Here is a 21,101-nt window from a genome sequence, read left to right as displayed (position 1 = left end):
ATAATGTGTATTACTTAGGGCTAATGTAACAAGTTCTCTTTGTTATTAAAATCAGTTTTAACGTCTATTTTTAAATTTACGATCGTTTTTTGTGATATAAAACACAAATACCTTATTATTCTTAAGGTTATAAACCGGTATATAAAGCTATTATTTTATTTATAAGACTATTGTATATAGTAGAAGTAACTATAAATCAGCCTGAACCCGGTATTTTTATGAACCCTGAGCAAGTTCGCCATGTCGATGAAGCCATCACTTCCCGTCATTCAGTCCGCGCATTTTTATCCACTCCAGTAGACCCAAAACTGATTCGGGATATTCTTTCAGTAGCCAGCTATGCGCCTTCCGGTACCAACACTCAGCCTTGGAAAGTATATGTTGTTTATGGCCAAAAGCGTGATGCTCTAGTTGAAGCCGTATGTCAGGCTCAGATTGAAAGCAGTCAACATCCAGAACTGGCAGCACAATATAAAGAAACTTTTGCCTACTATCCCTCTACCTGGATTTCCCCTTTTATTGACCGGCGTCGTGAGAATGGCTGGGGGCTATATGGTTTGCTAGGCATTCAAAAAGGAGAAAAAGAAAAAATGGCTGAGCAGCAGTTACGTAATTTCAAACTGTTCGATGCACCAGTTGGTCTGTTTTTTACCGTTAACAAAATTATGGGAATCGGGTCGAAGATGGATATTTCTATGATGATCCAGAATGTGATGGTTGCCGCTAAAGCTCGCGGTTTAGATACTTGCCCGCAAGCTGCCTGGAATCATTTTCACCCTCTGGTTTTAGAAATTCTGGGCGCTGCGGAAGATGAAGAACTGGTTTGCGCAGTTGCGCTAGGCTACGCCGACCCAGAAGCACTGGTTAATACGTTTATTACTCCACGCGAACCGGTAGAAAATTTTGCAGTTTTTCTGGATTAAACCACAAGAGATCTTTTATATATAGATGCCTTTAACTTTAATCCTTAAAGAGCTAGAGAGTTTCTGCTTTTAAATATACTGGCCACACCAATTACGATAAAGAACAGCATTACCAGTGCCATATTTAGCAGGGGGCTCCAGAACAGAAAATTCAGGATTAATCCGCCAAGCAGGCCACAGGCAAATTGCATACTCCCCATGATTGCGCTGGCTGTACCGGCGCGACTGCCCTGCTCGGCCATCGCCAAGGCCATTGCATTTGGTCCGGTAAAACCAATACCCGAGACAGCCAGAAACAGACCTGACATCACAATAGCAAGTGCAGTATCGTCATACAGTCCTGCACCAAGCAGAATAAAAACACCCATTAACTGGAGAATTCCACCAAGCTTTAAACGCTGTATGATCGACATATTTCGGGCCAAGCGTTTATTAATGGATGAAAATAGGGTAATCCCTACGGCATTAAATCCGAAAGCATAGGCAAAATGCTGCTGACTTAGATGATATTGATCAATCAGGACGGACGCAGCTGAACTGATATAGCAAAACAGCACTGCGCCAGTAAAACAGCCAATCACCATCGGACCACGGAAACTTTTATCCTGAAAAATTGTTTTATATAAACTGAGCACCTGTCTCGCACTTAACTTTAAACGACGTTCAGGTTGCAGAGTTTCCTTAAAAAATAAGGCGACACAAATACAGCAAATTACCCCAATCAGAGCTAAGGCAACGAAAATAGCATGCCATTCAAAATAGATGAGGAGCCAGGCGCCTAAGGCCGGTGCCATAACAGGCGCGATTCCCATCACAATCATCATACTGGCAAAAGCTTGTGCAGAAGCTTGAACATCTAGCCGGTCACGGATTGCAGCACGGGCAATCACAACACCCACACATCCGCCTAGAGCCTGTAATATTCGGCTGAAAATCAGGCTCCATTCACTGGTAGCGAATGCACATAGCAGACTGGCCACGACGTACAGAAGCAAACCAAAATAGAGAGGTTTTTTCCGTCCAATACGGTCACTGACCGGACCATAAATCAGCTGCCCGACAGCAAGTCCCAAGAAATAGGCTGGCAAGGTATTGGCCACCATTTGTGTACTGACGCCAAATTCCTCTGCCATGCCGGGTAAAGCCGGCAGATACATGTCGATCGAAAGCGGGCCTAAAGCAGTCAGCGAGGCCAGCAGCATCAGCCACGGTAAGCTGTAGTGCGAACGACTATTATCCTTGGATAGGTCCATAGATGATTGATGAATTTATAAGATTAAAGACAAGCTTACACGCTCCATAGTATGATTTGTCATAGTGATTCGTGAAGTTTCACATTATGCAGTGTCTTTGAATAATTTTTATACAACCTGTTCTTAAAAAGGTGTCGATTGAAAGCTTGGCTTACCCGTGTTCAGCAGGCCACGTACAATACGTCCTTCATGTATAACGTGCGCATGATTATTGCCTTTACTGCAACCGCATTTGTGCCTTATCTGCTGGGTCAGCAACTGGCGACCATTCCTTTAACTTTGGGTGTAGTCGCGGCTGCACTAAGTGATATTGATGACCGTTTTTCAGTCAGGATTATGAATCTGGTCTATACCTATATCGGATTCTTTATCACGGCTGCTTCTATCCAGTTTCTGTTTCCCTATCCAGTCCTGTTTGCAATTGGGCTGATCATTTCCTGTATTGGCTGGATATTGCTCGGTTCTCTGGGCCGGCGTTATGCCACTATTTCATATGGCTGTCTGGTTATTTCAGTTTACTCAATGTTGGGAGTACACCTGTTTGATCACTGGTATAGCCAGCCTTTGCTCTTGGTCGCAGGCGCAGTCTGGTATGGAGTGATTTCCACCATCAGTTTCCTGCTATTTCCAGTACGTCAGGTACAGGATAAACTTTCCCAATGCTATTCGGCACTGGGTGATTTCCTGTTTGCCAAATCTGCCCTGTTTGATGTTGATATGACACCCGACAGCTATCAGCAAAGTATGATTGACCTGTCACTTGAAAACGGCAAGCTTGTGGGTATTTTCAATGAAATGAAAACTGCCCTGCTCACCCGATTAAAAGGTGACCGGGGTCAACGTGATACCCGTCGCAGTCTGCACTATTATTTTGCGGCCCAAGATATTCATGAGCGGGTTGACTCAGCTCATATTGACTATCAGAAACTGGCAAAAATCTTTGAACATAGTGACATCTTGTTTCGTTTTCAGCGCATTCTCACTATTCAGGGCAAGGCCTGTAAAGACTTGGGTGAAAGTATTTTAAAGCGGACGACGTACCAGCATAACCGCCGCTTTAAGCATGCATTTGAAAATCTGCGTATTTCATTAGAGAAGCTGCGGGATGAACAGCATTATGATCAGGTATGGGTAAATGCACTGTTTGCCTTGTATCGCAACCTGAAATCGATTGATGCCCAGCTGCGCAATGTTGAAACTGAACGTTATGTAGTTGAAAGAAGCAGATACCTTGAAAACCAGCTTAAAGATGATGATTTAAAAGGCTGGGATGATATTGTAATTCGTATCAAACAGCATCTGACACCAGAATCTGTCCTGTTTCGCCATGCTGTGCGTTTATCAATTGTACTGTTTATAGGGTATGTGTTCGTACAGCTCACCAATATTCAATATGGTTACTGGATTTTGCTCACCGCCCTGTTTGTAAGCCAGCCCAACTTTAATGCTACCAAGCGCCGCTTACGTTTGCGTATTGTAGGTACACTGGTCGGTATTATTATTGGATATGCCATTTTATATTTTGTACCTTCAATAGAAGGCCAGCTTTGTTTACTGGTATTAAGCGGCGTTCTGTTTTTTGAGCTGCGCAGTAAACAATATGCCCAAGCTACTGCATTCATTACCATTTTAGCCCTTATCAACTTCAACTTGGACGGAATGGGATTTACCGCCGCCTTACCGCGTATGATAGATACCCTAATCGGCTGCGCGCTGGCATGGTTCGGTGTCAGCTTTATCTGGCCTGACTGGAAATTTCGCCGATTGCCACGCAGTATTCAGCGAGCACTCAGTGCACAGTGCGACTATTTAAATGAAGTCGTTCAGCAATATCATGAGGGCCGTAACAATGGTTTAACCTATCGGATTGTTCGCCGTAGCGCGCACAATACCGATGCTGAAATGGCATCTCTCATTTCTACCCTGGCAACTGAACCCGATTTTGATCCGTTACAGAAAAGTCGGGCATTCGAATTTTTATGTCTGAGCCATACCTTTTTAAGTTACATCGCAGCATTAGGTGCTCATCGGGAACAGGTAAAAGACCAAGAGATTCTTAAACTGCTAGATCAGGCTTTAGATGACATACGCGGCGCCCTGTTACGTGATGAGACACCAGACCTGAGTGCCCAGAATATACTTATTGCAACTCGCGAACGTCTCAGACAAAATCATGAAGAAGATCAAAAGTCTCTGATTATTCTGCAACAACTTTCACTAATGCTCAGTATTTTGCAACAGCTCAGTACGCTCAAGCAAAGCCTTAGCAATGAGCAGGATAATGCTGCGACCGAATTGGCTTCCTTGTAATTCAGTCTTAAATTGGCACAATATACTCCCTGAACGGGCAGAATTAATGCTAAACTTTGAAGAGTTTACCATTCATTATTTGCACTATGAACGCGAAAAATACTTATAGCTATACTTTACAGCCGGTCAATTACGAAGTTTCAGAAGCCGAACAGCGTCAGGTTCAGTTGCTGATCTGGCGTAGTACCAACAAGATCGGTATGAAAGCCTGGGCCATTATGGGCGTAATTGCCGTTCTGGCTATTTTGGGGATTATCTTTCTTAAAAACTACTCAACCATTTTCTGCTGGGTAGCTCTGGTTGGTGTAGCGCTTTACCTGCTGGTACGCAAATATGGTCTGGAGTGGTATGTTAAGCGCAAAATGACTGAATTTCCGGTTCAGGAAATCAAGGGAATTCGTTTGGGCGTTCAGCCACATGGCATTGTTATGCGCCAGAAAATGGGTATGCAGGAAGGTGTAGGAACCATCGGCTGGAAAGATGTTTATGAATGGTATGATGCGCCGGACTTTATTCTGATGAATTTTAAAGTAAAAGATCAGCCAGGTGCATATATCCTGCCAAAGCGTATGGACAGCAAGAATTTCTCTTTTGCCGTTATTCGCAAGCATCTCAAAGAAGCGGTGGGTGAACCTAAAACCATCTGAGTATTTTAAAATTCAGAGTTAAAAAACCTCCTGCTTATGGAGGTTTTTTATAAATTACTTAAAATAAATGATAATGAGAATGTCTATTAATCGCAAAATCCATTTTATCTACTTAATTTTTGTTTATAATCGGTGCCATTCTTGGCACATGATAATTCCACTACGCACATGTTTAAAAAAACATTTTTCCAAGTTCACTGGTTTCTGGGGATTACTGCGGGGCTGATTCTCTCGATTATGGGAGTAACGGGAGCAATTTACTCCTATGAACAGCAAATCTTAAAATGGATTAATCAGGACAGTTATGTAGTTCAGGCCGAACAACGTGACAAGCTGACACCTGCCGAGCTGTATCAACATTTCCATCAGCAGTCGCCTGAACTTAAAATTAACAGTATTACAGTCGACACTGATCCAGCTGCTTCTTCTACAGTCAATATCGAGAAAAAAGGAGAGCGCCGCGGTTATAACATGATGGTAAACCCCTATACCGCAGAAGTTCTACCTGAAATTCAAGGACGCAAGTTTTTCCAGTTTATTCAGCAGCTGCACCGTAATCTAACAGTAGGCCCGGTCGGCAAACAGATTACCGGTGCCTGTACATTAATGCTGATTTTCTTTGTGCTAAGCGGACTCTATTTGCGCTGGCCCAAAAAACATTCATGGCGTCAGTGGTTTTTCATTAAACCCCGCTTAAAGGGACGCAACTTTATCTGGGATTTGCATGCCGTAGTTGGGACTTGGGTAGTGATCTTCTATCTGATTTTGGCCTGTACCGGCTTATTCTGGTCATATGAGTGGTGGCGTAATGGTATGTTTAAGGTACTGGGTGTAGAACGTGAACAGCCTGCTTTACAGGGAGGTAACCAGCCACGAGGGCAAGAAAAAGAATTGCAAGCGTCTACCGGTAGAAGCGGTGGACAGCAGACAGGTGACCGTGAAGCTGATCGTAAGCGTGGTCAGGGCCTTCCTCCCGAACAGGTTCAATTGGCACTGACTCAAGCCTGGACAGGCTTTAATGCACAAATTGGACGTGAATATTCAAGTCTGACCCTGACATTACCTAAAAAACCGGATGGTAAAATTGAGCTGTCCTTTACAGATGCTGTGCCTCAACATGAGCGCGCCCGCAATAAAGCAGTCTTCGATTATCGGACGTCTCAACTTGAAAATCTTGAGCTTTATGAAGATAAAAAGCTGAATGAAAAAATCATGAGCAGCATGTTACCCGTGCACCGGGGCAGTTTCTTTGGATCGGTTTATCAGTTTTTGGTTATGCTGGCAGCACTGGCCATGCCACTCTTCTTTGTTACAGGCTGGATGCTGTATTTAAAACGCCGCAAGCAGAAAAAACTGACACAGGCTGCACGTAACAGCAGTACTGCTCATTCTATTGATCCGAATGCAAAATCCTGGCTCATTACCTATGCTACTCAAACCGGTATGTCTGAACAGCTGGCGTGGCGTACTGCAACCAGCTTACAAGAAGCCCGACAACCGGTTACTGTCAAACCGATACAGCAGCTGCATGAGGCTGACCTTAAACAGGCAGAGCATGTATTATTTGTAGTGAGTACCTACGGTACTGGTGAAGCTCCAGATCTGGCCACTGGTTTTGTTAAAAAGCTAATGAAGAGTGATCTGGATTTAAGCCACTTGAACTATGCTGTTCTGGCCTTGGGTTCACAGGAATATCCTGACAGTTATTGCAGCTTTGGGCATGAGGTGAATCACTGGTTAAAACGCTCTGGTGCTCATCCCCTATTTGATGTCATTGAAATTAATAATGGCAGTAATGAAGATATTCAGCGTTGGAATCAGGCCCTGGCTCGGGCTACCCGGCTTGATTTAAGCAACATGAATATTGAAAAAGTATTTGACCAGTGGATACTGGATAAGCGCGAGCTGCTTAATCCGGGCAGCTTGGGTCGTCCGGCCTATAATGTCGAGCTGAAAGCCAAGCATGATGTAATCTGGCAGGCGGGCGATATTGCCGAGATACAGCCGGGCAATAGCCAAGCACGTATTCAAGACTTTCTGAACCAGTATCAGCTGGATGGCAATACGCAAGTAAATTCAATAAATATGAGCCTTGCAGAGGCTTTATGGGATCGTGACCTGACCGGAACGGTTGAAGTCTTTAATAGCGTTGATCAGTTACTGGAACAGTTACCTGCCCTGCCTTCACGCGAGTATTCGATTGCCAGTATACCTTCACAGCAGGTTTTGCGTCTGGTGGTACGTCAGTGTGAAGGAGCAGATGGTCTTGGTTTGGGGTCAGGCTGGCTGACCAAGCATGTACCCTTACACTCACCGGTGGCACTACGCATTCGTACCAATGAATCTTTCCATCTGATCGATGATAATCGTCCAATTATCTGTATTGGTAATGGAACAGGTATCGCAGGACTGATGAGCCTGCTGCACAGCCGTGTACGCCAAGACTATACGCAAAACTGGCTGATTTTTGGTGAGCGCCAACGCAACTGTGACTACTTCTATCAGTCTACCCTAGAAGCCTGGCAAACTACAGGTATGTTGCAACGTCTGGATCTGGCCTTTTCACGTGATCAGGAGCAGCGTATGTATGTACACCATATTTTACGTGAACATAGCGAAGAGCTAAAAAGCTGGATTGAACGTGGCGCAGTAATTTATGTCTGCGGCAGTATTAACGGAATGGCAAGCGATGTAGATCAGGCCCTGATCGATATTTTGGGTGAGTGCTGTGTGGATGATCTTCGCCAAAATGGCCGCTATCGCCGTGATGTTTATTAAACTTTAGACTAGATGTAAAAAACCGGGCATATAGCCCGGTTTTTATTTACAGTTTTTGAAATTAACGGAAAAGACCCGTCTGATAATTGGCCTGTCCTACACCCGTCGAGGCCTGATAAGGATGAGTAAAGTCTTGCAGACCAGCCGCAGCTTCCTCAACATCTTTACCTTCCTTAACTACGAAACTGTCAAAGCCGGAACGTTTCATATAGTTCAAAACGTCCTTAAAAATATCACCTACTGCACGTAGTTCACCCTGAAAGCCCTGACGACGCAGTAACGCTGCAAAGGAATAACCACGGCCATCATTAAAACCGGCAAACTCAATAAAGATGGCATCCAGTGCATCTAACGGAAACTGGTGATCTTCTGGTGAGTCATTGACTGTCAAATAAAGTGCCTTTTTACCTTGTACTTGTGCCAGCTGCTCCAGCTGTGCTGTAGTCAGTAGGACATCTCCCGTAGGTAACTGACCATCTTCACCAATCAGCTGATAGGTATTATCCGCAATCGTGCCATCTTTATAAAGTACAGGTAATGCTGTATTAAGCATATGCACGCTCCTTAAAGGTCTGAATTCCTACGCGGCGGTAAGTATCAATGAATTTTTCATTGTCTGTACGCAAATCCAGATATGTATTTAAGATTTCTTCAATAATATCTGGTACCACTTCAGCTGCAAATGAAGGCCCGAGAATATCGCCAATAGAAGCGTCATGGTCAGCATTACCACCGAGTGTAATCTGGTAAAACTCAGCGCCTTTTTTGTCTACCCCTAAAATACCGATGTTACCGACATGGTGATGACCACAGGCATTCATACAGCCTGAAATATTCAGATCAAGCTGACCCAGATTATACAGCGTATCCAGGTCTTCAAAACGGCGGGTAATCGCTTCAGCAATCGGAATAGACTTGGCATTTGCCAGTGAACAGAAATCTCCGCCCGGACAGCAGATAATATCTGTCAGGAATCCGATATGTGCACGTGCCAGGTTCTGTGCATCAAGAGTCTGCCATAATTCAAACAGGTCTCTTTGCGGCACATCGACCAGCGCAATATTCTGCTCGTGCGTAGTACGCAGTTCACCAAATGTATAACGGTCTGCCAGGTCAGCAATCAGATTCATCTCTTCCGTAGTCATATCACCAGGCGCCACACCAGCACGCTTGAGCGAAATGGTTACAATACGGTAACCCTGCACTTTATGAGCATGGGTATTGATATTAAACCAGTGCTTGAATTTAGGATGAGCTTCAAACAGTTCAGTAAAGTCTTCATCAGCCAGATTCTGGTAATCAAATGGTGTGAATTCTTCATCCAGCTTTTTAAGAACTTCTGGCTGAATTTTCAGACTTTCACGAGTATGTGCAAATTCGGCTTCGACTTTCTCTGCAAATACTTGTGGTGTCAGGGCTTTAACCAGAATCTTGATCCGTGCTTTATATTTATTGTCACGGCGTCCATGCAGGTTATAGACACGTAATACTGCTTCCAGATACGCAATCAGGTCTTCACGTGGCAGGAATTCACGGATTACACTGCCAATGATAGGAGTACGGCCCAGACCGCCACCTACCATAATTTTATAACCCAGCTCGCCCTGTGCATTACGTATAATATAAACACCAATATCGTGAAACGCAGTCGCAGCGCGGTCAACTTCTGCAAGTGCTGAAACAGCAATCTTGAATTTACGCGGCAGGAAAGCAAATTCCGGGTGAAATGTACTCCACTGGCGGATCAGCTCGCAAGTTGGTCGCGGATCAGCAATCTCGCCTGCAACCACACCGGCATACTGGTCAGTCGTCGTATTACGTATACAGTTACCCGAAGTCTGGATCGCATGCATCTGTACTGTTGCCAGTTCAGCCAGAATATCAGGCACATCTTCAAGTGCCGGCCAGTTCAGCTGGATGTTCTGACGGGTAGAAACATGTGCATAACCACGGTCATATTTTTTTGAAATTTCAGCAATTTTTCTTAACTGCTTGGAATTCATCAGGCCGTAAGGTACCGCCATACGCAGCATAGGTGCGTAACGTTGTACATATAGACCATTCTGGAGGCGCAGTGGACGGTACTCATCCTCGGTAAGTTTACCGGCTAAATAACGTTCTGTTTGATCACGGAACTGTGCAACGCGTTCATTGACCAGCTGTTGATCGAAATCAGTATATAAATACATGGCGTACGGCTAGATTCATTATAACGGCTGATAGCATAACGAGCTTTGGTTCATCAACAAAATGCGTTTTTTACATATTTAATAGCGGTTTTATTGATAAAGAGCCAAAACACGATGATCAGCTGTTATTCTACCTGTTCCTGTGCAATTTACTGAGACGATTCAGGCCAGTTTCCCTCTCCTAGGCTCTGACCGCTAAATGTATAGCGTGCTTGTGATCGGGAGAACTTGATAGGACAAGCCAGCTGCGGTTCGGTTTTTTTCAGGTCTGCTGCTACAGGCACTTGAACAATCCATTTACGGGCTTGTGCTAAAGGAGAATTTAGGGCTTCATCCAGCCTCAGCACCGGTTCGACACAAATATCCAGTGCTGCAAAAGTATTACTCCACTCTGCCCAGGTTCTCCTTAAGATTTTAGCTTGAATAGCCTGTTTGACTTGTTTTCGGTCATCACTATCAAAAGAAGCACCTTTTTCCAGCAGAACAGGAAGATCCAAGACTTGGGCCAGACCTTGCATAAACTGCGGTTCCAGACTGCCGACAGATAGATAACGGCCATCTTTAGTCTGGTAATAGTCATAATATGTGCCGCCATTTAAGTGTTCCTGTTCTGGCATCTGCGGAGTTTGCCCGGCCAGAGCAGCGGAAGCAGCCATACTGTTTAAAGTCGCTACACAGTCTGTCATGGAAATATCAATATATTGTCCGAGTCCGCTTTGCTGACGCTCGATCACTGCAGTGAGAATACCGATGACTGCATGGAGTGAGCCTCCTGCAATATCTGCCACCTGAATGCCCAGAGGGGGTGGACCATCTTTTTCTCGTCCGCTATGGCCTGCGATACCAGCAACAGCAAGGTAGTTAATATCATGTCCTGCCCGGTCCCTATAAGGACCATCTTGACCATAGCCAGTGATTGAACAATAAATCAGTCGCGGATTAAGTTCGGCCAGTACAGCATAGTCTAGGCCTAAACGTTTCATTACGCCTGGCCGGAACTGCTCCACTACAATATCGAATTCACTTATTTTTTGCCTGATCAGTTCAATACTGGTCTTATCTTTCAAATTCAGAGTTACTGACTGTTTATTCCGGTTTAAATAACTGTGTGCAGTTGCCTGTCCATTAGCATAAGGCGGTAAAAGCCTGATCAAGTCGGGGCGAGTTGCAGACTCGACATGAATAACTTCTGCACCGAGATCGGCCAGATACAAACTGGCAAAAGGTCCAGGCAATAAAGTCGAGAAATCCAGTACCTTCAGTCCATTTAAGGGGGTAGTCATTATTGTTTTATCCAGATAAGGTTTCATTTCATCTTAAAAAGATAAAATCGGGTAAACAATGTCATGTTCAGCCATTTACCTTGATCATTTCGGCAATTTATCATGTAAAAATGGTAGTCTACCTATTGTAAATTGCCAATTAAATAATTTTTAGCGTCATTTAGGTCAACCACACGTGAACATAAAAGAGACTGAAGGATTTAACATGAGCCGTGATACGATTAGTATCCATTTCGTTAATGCGGCTCTGACTGGTGTAAAACGCCTCGGCATGGATGTAGAAACCTTACTTTCACATGTCGGTATCGAGGCCGAACTGCTACGCCAGCCGAAAGCTCGTATCTCGCCTGAACAGTACACCCGTTTCATTAAAATGCTATGGATGGTCACTCAGGATGAACACGTCGGTTTTGACGTACAGCCACGTCGGCTCGGCACCTTTGCCATTATGTGCCAGCTGATTATACATGCCAAAACTCTCGGTGATGCACTAGAACTTTCTTCACAGTTTTATAAGCTGTTTGGTGATGAATGGTCAGTTACGCTAGAGCGTGACAAGCATGAAGCACGGTTGGTGCCATTAATTCCTAAAAGTATGGACCCGGACCACTTTATTACTGAAAGTATGCTGATGATCTGGCATGGTCTGGCTTCTTGGCTGATCGGACGCCGCATACCGCTAGAACGGGTACATTTTGGTTATGCCCGCCCTGCCCATGCAGATGAATATGATGCGCTATTTTTTGCGCCGGTCATGCAGTTTGATGCACCACGTACTGAAGTAACTTTCGCTGCCGACTATCTGGACCTGCCCATTCGTCAGAATGATGAGTCATTGGAAGAGTTCCTGAAAACTGCGCCAGCACAACTGCTGGTGAAATTCAAAAATGTAAATTCTCTTACATCGCGTATTCGTGATGTGTTAAAGAGCCAGATTGGCGAAGAGATGCCAACCTTAAACGATGTTGCTTCCATGCTTTATCTGTCACCGCAGACCCTGCGCCGCCGTCTGGCCGCAGAAGGTAAAAGCTATCAGGGAGTTAAAGATGCCTTACGCCGCGATGCTGCCATTCACCTGCTGCTTAATCCGGAATTAACCCTGGAAGATGTTGCACAGCAGGTCGGTTTTAGTGAAACCAGCACCTTCCACCGCGCTTTCAAGAAATGGACTGGCGTCACCCCGGGTCTGTACCGCCAATTACATGGTTATCATTAAGTCTTAACTCAATTTCCGAGTTTTCCTCCGCCCAGGTGTAAACACTTGGGCTTTTTTATAATTATTTATATTCAGTATTGGCAAAAACCAACATTTAGCCTGATTCGTTCTCGTCATTGCACTCTGTTTGCTTTGCAGTACACTCAAAAATTAGAAAAACCAGTCATTCAATATAAAAAGGAAAAATTATGAGCGAGGCTTATATTATTGATGCCATTCGCACCCCGCGAGGAAAAGGGAAAAAAGACGGCTCACTTTATGAAGTTAAACCGATCAGTCTGCTCACCGGATTACTCAACGAATTACAGCATCGTCATCAGCTTGATACTTCTAAAGTTGATGATATTGTTTTGGGCTGTGTAACGCCTGTAGGTGACCAGGGGGCAGATATTGCCAAAACCGCAGCTGTCGCAGCGGGCTGGAATGATGACGTTGCCGGTGTACAAATTAACCGCTTCTGTGCTTCAGGCCTTGAAGCGGTCAATATGGCGGCAATGAAGGTTCGCTCTGGCTGGGAGGATCTGGTGGTGGCAGGTGGTGTCGAGTCTATGTCACGTGTACCGATGGGCTCAGATGGTGGTCCTTGGGCACTTGACCCGGAAACCAATTTACACAGTGGTTTTGTGCCACAGGGTATCGGAGCTGACCTGATTGCTACACTGGACGGCTATACCCGTGAAGACGTAGACCACTTTGCGCTACATTCACAGCAGAAAGCTGCACAAGCCCAGGCCAGTGGTTATTTCAAAAAGTCTGTAATACCGGTTAAGGACAAAGCAGGTGTTGTTATTCTGGCAGAAGATGAATTTATCAAGCCGAATACCACGGCTGAAGGGCTAGCCAAACTTAATCCGAGCTTTGAAATGATGGGCCAAATGGGCTTTGATGCAGTAGCCCTACAAAAATATCCGGTAGCACAAAAGATTCATCATGTACATCATGCCGGAAACTCTTCTGGTATCGTTGATGGCGCTGCACTGGTACTGATTGCCTCTGATAAAGCAGTGAAAGAACAGAATCTGAAACCTAGAGCTAAAATCTTGTCGACCGCTCTGGTTGGCACCGATCCGACGATCATGCTAACCGGGCCAGCACCTGCTGCACGTAAAGCACTAGAAAAGGCTGGACTGAGTATTGATGATATTGACCTGTTTGAAGTCAATGAAGCTTTTGCAGCAGTGGTCATGCGCTTTATTCATGAGCTCAAGGTTGACCCAGCCAAAGTAAACGTCAATGGCGGTGCAATTGCAATGGGACATCCGCTAGGTGCAACTGGCGCCATAATTCTTGGGACCTTACTGGATGAACTAGAGCGTCAGGATAAAAAACGTGGCCTGGCGACTTTATGTGTCGGCGGCGGCATGGGAATTGCTACTATTATCGAGCGCGTATAAGGAGAACAACATGAGCGCAATTCAATACGAAAAGAATACAGACCATATTGTAGTGCTGACCCTAGATTCAAGCGGCCAGTCAGCTAACACCATGAATGCCGAGTTCCGTGAATCGCTAGACAAAGTTGTTCAGCAGCTCAGAGCTGAAACTGAAGTAAAAGGTATTATTTTCCGTTCAGCCAAAAAAACATTCTTTGCCGGTGGAGATCTTGACGAGCTGGTGACTACTACACCGGCACAGGCAACTGAATTTTTTCATATGGTACAAAAACTCAAAGCAGATTTGCGCTATATCGAAACTCTGGGTATTCCAGTGGTCGCCTGTTTAAATGGTACGGCTTTAGGTGGTGGCTGGGAGCTGGCACTTGGCTGCCATTACCGTATCGCTTTAAAAGACTCTAAAACCAAATTCGGCTTACCTGAAGTGACCTTGGGTTTGTTACCGGGAGGTGGAGGTATTGTGCGGATGATCCGACTACTGGGCATTCAAACTGCCCTGCCTTATTTAATTGAAGGAAAACAGTTTGGTGTAGAAAAAGCTTTATCACTGGGTCTAATTCATGATACGGCAGCTCATGAAGAAGAACTATTACAGAAGGCCTTTGACTGGATTCAGGCTCATCCGCAGTCACAGCAGCCTTTCGATGTTAAAGGCTTCAAGATTCCGGGCGGAGATCCAAAACACCCTGCGGTTGCCCAGATGCTGGCGATTGCTCCAGCCATACTGATTGATAAAACGAAAGGCTGCTACCCTGCCCCTGAAGCGATTCTGGCAGCAGCTGTTGAAGGTGCGCAGGTCGACTTTGATACTGCACTTACGATTGAATCACGCGCTTTTACATATCTGGCCACCGGACAGGTGTCTAAAAATATGATAGGAACATTCTGGCATGGCTTAAATGCCATCAAGTCAGGGGCTAGCCGTCCGGCAGGATATGAAAAATGGCAGGCTAAAAAGGTAGCTGTTTTAGGCGCTGGCATGATGGGAGCAGGAATCGCCTATGCTATTGCAATTAAAGGAATTCCAGTAATACTCAAAGATGTATCTATAGAAAATGCTGAAAAGGGTAAAGCCTACAGCCAGAAACTGCTTGATAAAAAAGTCAGTCAAGGCCGTATGAGTGCTGAAAAACGTGACCAGATTTTACAGCTGATCCATCCTACAGCTGATATGAGCACCCTGGAAGGTTGTGATCTGGTGATAGAAGCTGTATTTGAAAATCAACAGCTTAAAGCACAGGTTACTCAGCAAGCAGAAGTTTATTTAAATGAAACGGGTGTGATGGCATCAAACACCTCGACCCTACCCATTTCTGATCTGGCACAGGCCAGTCGTAATGCTGCGCAGTTTATTGGTCTGCATTTTTTTAGCCCGGTCGACAAAATGCAACTGGTCGAAATTATTAAGGGACAGCAGACCTCGGCAGCCACACTGGCTAAAGCCTATGACTTTGTGCAGCAGATTGGTAAAACTCCTATTGTGGTCAATGACAGTCGTGGTTTCTTTACCAGTCGGGTGTTTGGCAAGTTTGTACAGGAAGGTCTGCGCATGCTGGCTGAAGGAATCCATCCGGCACGTATAGAAATGGCAGCGCTCAAGGCAGGTATGCCCGTCGGTCCACTCGCAATTCAGGATGAAGTTTCACTAACTTTAAGCGAGCATGTCGCAAAAGAAACCCGTAAAGCGTTACAGGCCATAGGTCAAGATTTACCCCTGACACCGGCTGATGAAGTGATTCAAACCATGATTCATGAATTTGACCGTAAGGGTAAAGCCGCAGGTCAGGGTTTTTATGAATATCCGGCCCAAGGTAAAAAATATTTATGGAAAGGCTTGAGCCGCTGGAATAAAAATAAGGAAGTACCAGAGCAGGAGCTGATTGAACGCTTTCTTTTTGTTCAGGCTCTAGATACATTACGCTGTTTAGAGGAAGGTGTGCTGGAATCTGTAGTCGATGCCAATGTAGGCTCTATCTTTGGCATCGGTTATGCACCATGGACCGGTGGTGCCATACAGTACCTGAACCAGTACGGATTGGAACGTGCCTTGGCTCGTGCTGAACAGCTGGCTGCAGAATATGGCGAGCGTTTTGCTCCACCACAGCGGTTAAGACAACATGCACAATCTGGACTACCAATCGCTGCTTAATGATCAGAACAGAAAGACGCGATTGCGCGTCTTTTTTGTTTCTCATGTAGACATTTCATATTTAACCATTTTTAGCTTTTATATTTTAAACAAAAAATTCTTTTTTCATTTTCAGTATATTAGAAATCCCCAGTCTATTTCTTGACAGTTTTATGCTATAACTATATCCAGTTTATTCAGTATTTTTTCTTACTTTGGATATTTATTATGGTAGATCATTCTTCTCCTGAGCATTCTCCATGGGGCTGGAAAGCACTGATTGTTGCCGTGATTCTAGGCTGTTTCTTTATGGGCTTTTTTTATCTGGCTGTAACCAATGAGCCAGACTATATGCCAAGTCAGCAGCAAAAAAATACTCAGCAGCATGCCTTTAAAAATGCACCGGCCATGTCACCTGAAGCCATGCAGGCAGCACAGGCTAACCAGCAAAAGGCTAATGCAACTCAGCAGCCGGATCAGCCCTCTACTGAAACCTCAACCGCTCCGGGCGAACATATTGAACATAGCCACGGTGATCAGGAACATTCTCATTAAACTGATGAATTAAAAGCATATGACAGATTTAACACGTAATGCACTTGTAGTAGAGGGCGGCGGTATGCGCGGCTCTTTCACCTGTGGTGTGCTCGATGCTTTCTTAAAATATGATTTTAATCCTTTCAGTTTATTTGTCGGGGTTTCTTCTGGCTCAACCAATGTAGCCAACTATCTTGCAGGCCAGATAGGAAGGAATATTGATATTTATCTGGATCATTCCCTGCGCCGTGAGTTCATCCATTATGGTCGTTTTCTTAAAGGGGGTGATCTGCTAGACATGCAGTGGATGTGGGATGTTGTTGAACAGGAATCACCTTTGGATCAGGATGCACTGTTCAGGCAAAATCCAGATTTTTATATGGTTCTGACTCATGCGATTCATGGCCATGCTGAATATGTACGTGCCAGTCAGGAGAACATTTTCAACGGATTACGTGCGTCTAGTTCCATTCCGGTACTGACCCGTCAACCCGTCCTGGTAAATGGTGAACCTTATTTCGATGGTGGCGTAGCAGATGCCCTGCCAATACAGTGGGCAGCAGCCCAGCCTGATATTACGCAACTAATGGTGATTCGTACCCGGCCAAAAAACTATTTTAAAGCCAGCAGTAAGGGTGACCAGTTTCTGGCAAAATATGTAGTTAAAAAGAATCAAGGATTTGCCTTAAGTTTGCAAGAACGCTGTGAACGCTATAATCAGTCGGTAAAGTTCATTCGACAGGCTCAAACTGCACCGGTGACACAAAAGATTCTGGAAATCTGCCCACCAGATGACAAACGGCTTGCCAACCGGCTCTGCAAGGACAAACGAAAACTACAATATACCTATGAAGTGGGATTAGATGTGGGTCTGCAGGCTATTGAAGCGTGGAAAGCCTTGAGATAGTCCAAGGCTTTTATAATATTTTCAGTTTTGCGCTATTTCATTCTGGTTCAAAGCGCACTAGTGCTTAGTTAAAGACTGAACAGATTTTTCAGGTTAACATTTGCAGCCAATATCCTGTTGATCCCATTGATCATTTAACAACAGTTCCAGAGAATGCTTGCGGATACCATACATCTCCTTTAAAGCCCTGATCTGTTCCAGTACAGACTGGTCAGGCTGCTTGAAGTTCTTGCGCTTGGTCGCGAGTATCATTTTATTCTTACTGGTATGTTCTAAAGATATAAATTCAAAGACTTTGGGATCATAGCCATAAGCTTTGAGTAATAAGGCACGGATAGTATCTGTCAGCATCTCGGCCTGTTGTCCGGCATGAATCCCAAATTGTAGCATTGGCTGGAGAACCTCAGGACTTTCTAGCTGAGGGCGTAATTCTTTATGACAGCATGGTGCACACATAATCATGGATGCATTTAAACGGATACCGGTATGAATGGCAAAATCGGTTGCCACATCGCAGGCATGCAGGGCGATCATGACATCAAGATGCTCAGGATGATAGGTCCGCACATCCCCTTCAAAAAAATCAAGATGTTCAAATCCAGATTTCTGTGCGATTTCCTGACAGAAACTGACCAGATTAGGCCGCAGTTCTACTCCGGTAATTAAAGGCAATTTCTGTTTCTGCTCTTGCAGATAGTCATATAGGGCAAAGGTTAAATAGCCCTTGCCTGAACCAAAATCAACAATTCGTACTTTATCTTGTGTAGTAATCTGTTCAAAAGCACCTGAGAAAATTTCAATAAACTTATTAATCTGTTTCCATTTACGCGCCATGCTCGGAATAATCTGGGCCTTTTCGTCGGTAATTCCTAAATATTTTAAAAATAGGCGATCTTGTGCAACATAACGCTGCTTTTCCCGGTTATGAGTAATAAGTGGTGTATCTTTGCTGGTTATGTCTTTTCTTTTTGTACGGGTAAGCATGACCTTTTTCTTGTTTTTCTTCAGCTGTAGCTCATGAGATGCATTCAGCAGGTTAGCCTGTTTACAGACATGAAGCAGAGATGTAATGTGCAGCACTGCCTCTTCCAGAGTATAGTTTTTTGTGACATCTTGAGTCTGATAATGATACAGGCCAGAGAGTTTTACTTGATTTTGCAGCTCAACCAGACGGAAAGTAATCTTTTGCAGCCCCTCAAGCTTACCTTGATACTGACTTAATATCAGACGTTCAAAATGATTTAAATCAAGGGATTGCTGAAATTCTTTTAAAAATTGCTGTTCCTGTTCAGAAAAGCTTTCAGGAGATGTCATGGAAAGAATCCTGGATAAATTAGTAATAATTTTAAATGTTCTTACCTGAAAAGCAAAACTGTATTAATATACACTTGTACTTTTAAATATATTAGTTGGTTTATGACTTCTCCACTTGCGGAATCTTATCATCCAAGAGAAGAACAGTTTAATGCATATAGCCATGCAGTCGGTGCAGTACTTGCCGTGATCGCCGGTGTCCTGATGGTCATAAAAGGCAGTGATCTCCCGACTGGTCAGTGGATTGGATTATGGATATATGCAGGCAGCATGGTATTACTGTTCACCAGTTCAACGTTATATCACTTTTCCAGAACCGAGCAGCGCAGATTCTGGTACAAGAAACTGGACCACACAGCCATTTATTATCTCATCGCAGGTACTTATACGCCTTTTTTAAGTATTGCATTGCCTACCGCTAAAGCACATAACCTGCTTATTGCCTTATGGGTCATTGCTGGTATTGGCACAGTATTTAAATTAATTTTTATTCACCGTTTTCAAAAGATTTCCCTGCTGGCCTATCTGTTGATGGGCTGGATGGCATTGCTAGTTATGGATGACATGCGGCAGTACCTGTCAAAACAGACCTTAACACTTTTAATTGCAGGCGGTTTGGCTTATACGATTGGTGCATTGTTTTATGCCTTAAAAAGAGTAAGATATACTCATGCTATCTGGCATATTTTTGTATTGTTAGGCGCAGGATTACACTTCTTGGCGATCTATCTTTACGTAATCTAATTCATTTGTACTCACTTTTCAGTGACCCTGAACGAGATTAATGGATTAATTTTCGTTGTTTTTTTAAGAAATTACGCCTTTTTTAAAAAGATTACGCTTTTAAAACTAATATTTATTTTTACGAAGTGTAAGGTTACCCATGGCGTCATCAACTACTACAGCTGCTACCACCGAAGTAGCGACTAACTCTAAGGCTCGTGTTTTATTCGCGAGCCTCGTCGGCACGACGATTGAATTTTTTGATTTTTATATCTATGCGACTGCCGCAGTGATTGTTTTCCCTCACCTGTTTTTTCCGGCAGGAAGCGGTAGCGCGGCAGTACTCCAGTCTTTAGCGACTTTTGCTATTGCGTTTATTGCCCGCCCAATTGGTGCAGCACTATTTGGCCATCTCGGTGACCGGATTGGCCGTAAGGCAACACTGGTAGCTGCCCTTCTGACGATGGGTATCTCCACAGTCTGTATTGGTTTATTACCCACCTATGCACAGATTGGTATTATAGCTCCGTTATTATTGGCACTTTGCCGTCTGGGCCAAGGTTTGGGGCTGGGGGGTGAATGGAGTGGTGCAGTATTGCTGGCTACTGAAAATGCACCAGAAGGCAAGCGTGCCTGGTATGGCATGTTTCCTCAGCTTGGTGCTCCAATTGGCTTTATTCTGGCGACTGGCTCATTTCTGCTCCTAGGCGCTCTGATGTCTGAAGAAGCATTTTTGCAATGGGGCTGGCGTATTCCTTTTATTGCAAGTGCGGCACTGGTTATTGTAGGTCTGTATATCCGACTGAAATTACATGAAACCCCTGCTTTTCAGAAGGTGCTTGATAAACAGAAAGAAGTTAATATTCCATTTAAAGAAGTATTTACCAAGCACTTTTCAATGCTGGTTTTAGGTACTGTGGCTGCTATCTGTACCTTTGTTGTCTTTTATCTAACCACCGTATTTGCATTGAACTGGGCCACAACACAGTTAGGTTATTCACGGGGCGAGTTTCTTGAACTGCAACTGATTGCAACTTTATGTTTTGCTGCTTTTATTCCACTCTCCGCAGTATTTGCAGAAAAGTTTGGCCGTAAAGCTACTTCTATTGGGGTATGTATAGCGGCTGCCTTATTTGGTCTGGTATTTTCTTCCATGCTGGAATCAGGTAGTACCTTGGTTGTATTCCTGTTTTTATGTACCGGCCTTGCAATTATGGGAATGACTTATGGGCCAATTGGTACGGTTTTATCTGAGCTGTTCCCGACTTCAGTACGGTATACTGGTTCTGCTTTAACATTTAACCTCGCAGGTATTTTCGGTGCATCATTTGCACCGCTAATTGCGACTAAGCTGGCTGAAAATTATGGCCTGGCAGCAGTTGGTTATTATCTCTCAGCTGCTTCTATTCTTTCACTGATTGCGTTTATGCTGATCCGTGAAACTAAAAATGAAGATGTAAATAACCAGATCTAAGCTGAAGCAGTTATAAAAAAGACGG

At 44.3% G+C, this 21,101-nt stretch carries 16 protein-coding genes; 11 read left to right on the top strand and 5 right to left on the bottom strand.

Features of this window, described 5'->3' with window-relative positions; translation table 11 throughout:
• The first annotated feature begins 218 nt into the window (after positions 1-218).
• Positions 219-923, top strand: coding sequence for a nitroreductase (locus ABZP31_RS02915; protein ID WP_034671157.1), 705 nt, complete (start codon positions 219-221; stop codon positions 921-923).
• 44 nt (positions 924-967) lie between these two features.
• Here the strand turns inward: ABZP31_RS02915 and ABZP31_RS02910 are convergent, their stop codons facing one another.
• A complete protein-coding gene (locus tag ABZP31_RS02910; protein ID WP_026444220.1) occupies positions 968-2,176 on the bottom strand; it encodes a multidrug effflux MFS transporter in 1,209 nt (402 codons plus the stop codon).
• Positions 2,177-2,314: 138 nt separating this feature from the next.
• Here ABZP31_RS02910 and yccS point away from each other — a divergent pair, with 138 nt between their 5' ends.
• From yccS to ABZP31_RS02895, 3 genes are all read left to right on the top strand, one after another.
• Positions 2,315-4,486: a YccS family putative transporter gene (gene yccS, locus ABZP31_RS02905; protein WP_034429048.1), complete on the top strand. Its 2,172-nt coding sequence runs from the start codon at positions 2,315-2,317 to the stop codon at positions 4,484-4,486.
• A gap of 86 nt (positions 4,487-4,572) precedes the next feature.
• Complete coding sequence (locus ABZP31_RS02900; protein WP_005016053.1) at positions 4,573-5,133, top strand: hypothetical protein; 561 nt, start codon at positions 4,573-4,575, stop codon at positions 5,131-5,133.
• A gap of 168 nt (positions 5,134-5,301) precedes the next feature.
• On the top strand, positions 5,302-7,911 hold the full coding sequence (locus ABZP31_RS02895; RefSeq protein WP_262475395.1) for a sulfite reductase flavoprotein subunit alpha: 2,610 nt from the start codon (positions 5,302-5,304) through the stop codon (positions 7,909-7,911).
• 61 nt (positions 7,912-7,972) lie between these two features.
• Here ABZP31_RS02895 and ABZP31_RS02890 read toward each other — a convergent pair whose 3' ends face one another.
• The 3 genes from ABZP31_RS02890 to ABZP31_RS02880 all read right to left on the bottom strand — a co-directional run bounded on the left by ABZP31_RS02890 (position 7,973) and on the right by ABZP31_RS02880 (position 11,383).
• Positions 7,973-8,464 (bottom strand): DUF934 domain-containing protein, encoded by a 492-nt coding sequence (locus ABZP31_RS02890; RefSeq protein WP_005024839.1) that lies wholly within the window; start codon positions 8,462-8,464, stop codon positions 7,973-7,975.
• The gene (locus ABZP31_RS02885; RefSeq protein ID WP_248134417.1) at positions 8,457-10,100 is read right to left on the bottom strand and encodes a nitrite/sulfite reductase; all 1,644 of its coding nucleotides are present in this window, start codon (positions 10,098-10,100) and stop codon (positions 8,457-8,459) included. Before ABZP31_RS02885 ends, ABZP31_RS02890 begins: the two co-directional genes overlap by 8 nt.
• A gap of 149 nt (positions 10,101-10,249) precedes the next feature.
• Entirely contained in the window at positions 10,250-11,383 is a 1,134-nt protein-coding gene (locus tag ABZP31_RS02880) for a CaiB/BaiF CoA-transferase family protein (protein WP_248134419.1), read from the bottom strand.
• 205 nt (positions 11,384-11,588) lie between these two features.
• Between ABZP31_RS02880 and ABZP31_RS02875 the strand changes: the two genes are divergently transcribed.
• From ABZP31_RS02875 to ABZP31_RS02855, 5 genes are all read left to right on the top strand, one after another.
• Complete coding sequence (locus tag ABZP31_RS02875; RefSeq protein WP_005016061.1) at positions 11,589-12,599, top strand: AraC family transcriptional regulator; 1,011 nt, start codon at positions 11,589-11,591, stop codon at positions 12,597-12,599.
• Between the two features lie 188 nt (positions 12,600-12,787).
• Positions 12,788-13,993, top strand: coding sequence for an acetyl-CoA C-acetyltransferase (locus tag ABZP31_RS02870; protein WP_248134421.1), 1,206 nt, complete (start codon positions 12,788-12,790; stop codon positions 13,991-13,993).
• Between the two features lie 10 nt (positions 13,994-14,003).
• Entirely contained in the window at positions 14,004-16,142 is a 2,139-nt protein-coding gene (locus ABZP31_RS02865) for a 3-hydroxyacyl-CoA dehydrogenase NAD-binding domain-containing protein (RefSeq protein ID WP_248134423.1), read from the top strand.
• Between the two features lie 207 nt (positions 16,143-16,349).
• Positions 16,350-16,676, top strand: coding sequence for a hypothetical protein (locus tag ABZP31_RS02860; protein WP_005016067.1), 327 nt, complete (start codon positions 16,350-16,352; stop codon positions 16,674-16,676).
• Between the two features lie 19 nt (positions 16,677-16,695).
• Entirely contained in the window at positions 16,696-17,565 is an 870-nt protein-coding gene (locus ABZP31_RS02855; RefSeq protein ID WP_075040890.1) for a patatin family protein, read from the top strand.
• A 93-nt stretch (positions 17,566-17,658) separates the two neighbouring features.
• Here the strand turns inward: ABZP31_RS02855 and ABZP31_RS02850 are convergent, their stop codons facing one another.
• Positions 17,659-18,879, bottom strand: a complete 1,221-nt coding sequence (locus tag ABZP31_RS02850) for an SAM-dependent methyltransferase (RefSeq protein ID WP_248134426.1) — start codon at positions 18,877-18,879, stop codon at positions 17,659-17,661.
• Between the two features lie 102 nt (positions 18,880-18,981).
• Here ABZP31_RS02850 and ABZP31_RS02845 point away from each other — a divergent pair, with 102 nt between their 5' ends.
• Positions 18,982-19,623, top strand: a complete 642-nt coding sequence (locus tag ABZP31_RS02845) for a hemolysin III family protein (protein WP_248134428.1) — start codon at positions 18,982-18,984, stop codon at positions 19,621-19,623.
• Between the two features lie 139 nt (positions 19,624-19,762).
• The gene (locus ABZP31_RS02840) at positions 19,763-21,076 is read left to right on the top strand and encodes an MFS transporter (RefSeq protein WP_034683950.1); all 1,314 of its coding nucleotides are present in this window, start codon (positions 19,763-19,765) and stop codon (positions 21,074-21,076) included.
• Positions 21,077-21,101 lie beyond the last annotated feature (25 nt).

The organism is Acinetobacter sp. FL (genome assembly GCF_040744925.1).
GTDB classification, from domain to species: Bacteria; Pseudomonadota; Gammaproteobacteria; order Pseudomonadales; family Moraxellaceae; genus Acinetobacter; species Acinetobacter radioresistens.
This window is presented reverse-complemented; position numbering and strand designations above follow the sequence as displayed.

Coding starts and splice junctions, on each gene's coding strand:
- ABZP31_RS02910 (WP_026444220.1), bottom strand. CDS start 2,176: ATGGACCTATCCAAGGATAATAGTCGTTCGCACTACAGCTTACCGTGG.
- ABZP31_RS02860 (WP_005016067.1), top strand. CDS start 16,350: ATGGTAGATCATTCTTCTCCTGAGCATTCTCCATGGGGCTGGAAAGCA.
- ABZP31_RS02900 (WP_005016053.1), top strand. CDS start 4,573: ATGAACGCGAAAAATACTTATAGCTATACTTTACAGCCGGTCAATTAC.
- ABZP31_RS02915 (WP_034671157.1), top strand. CDS start 219: ATGAACCCTGAGCAAGTTCGCCATGTCGATGAAGCCATCACTTCCCGT.
- ABZP31_RS02895 (WP_262475395.1), top strand. CDS start 5,302: ATGTTTAAAAAAACATTTTTCCAAGTTCACTGGTTTCTGGGGATTACT.
- ABZP31_RS02845 (WP_248134428.1), top strand. CDS start 18,982: ATGACTTCTCCACTTGCGGAATCTTATCATCCAAGAGAAGAACAGTTT.
- ABZP31_RS02840 (WP_034683950.1), top strand. CDS start 19,763: ATGGCGTCATCAACTACTACAGCTGCTACCACCGAAGTAGCGACTAAC.
- ABZP31_RS02875 (WP_005016061.1), top strand. CDS start 11,589: ATGAGCCGTGATACGATTAGTATCCATTTCGTTAATGCGGCTCTGACT.
- ABZP31_RS02850 (WP_248134426.1), bottom strand. CDS start 18,879: ATGACATCTCCTGAAAGCTTTTCTGAACAGGAACAGCAATTTTTAAAA.
- ABZP31_RS02855 (WP_075040890.1), top strand. CDS start 16,696: ATGACAGATTTAACACGTAATGCACTTGTAGTAGAGGGCGGCGGTATG.
- ABZP31_RS02885 (WP_248134417.1), bottom strand. CDS start 10,100: ATGTATTTATATACTGATTTCGATCAACAGCTGGTCAATGAACGCGTT.
- ABZP31_RS02865 (WP_248134423.1), top strand. CDS start 14,004: ATGAGCGCAATTCAATACGAAAAGAATACAGACCATATTGTAGTGCTG.
- ABZP31_RS02880 (WP_248134419.1), bottom strand. CDS start 11,383: ATGACTACCCCCTTAAATGGACTGAAGGTACTGGATTTCTCGACTTTA.
- ABZP31_RS02890 (WP_005024839.1), bottom strand. CDS start 8,464: ATGCTTAATACAGCATTACCTGTACTTTATAAAGATGGCACGATTGCG.
- ABZP31_RS02870 (WP_248134421.1), top strand. CDS start 12,788: ATGAGCGAGGCTTATATTATTGATGCCATTCGCACCCCGCGAGGAAAA.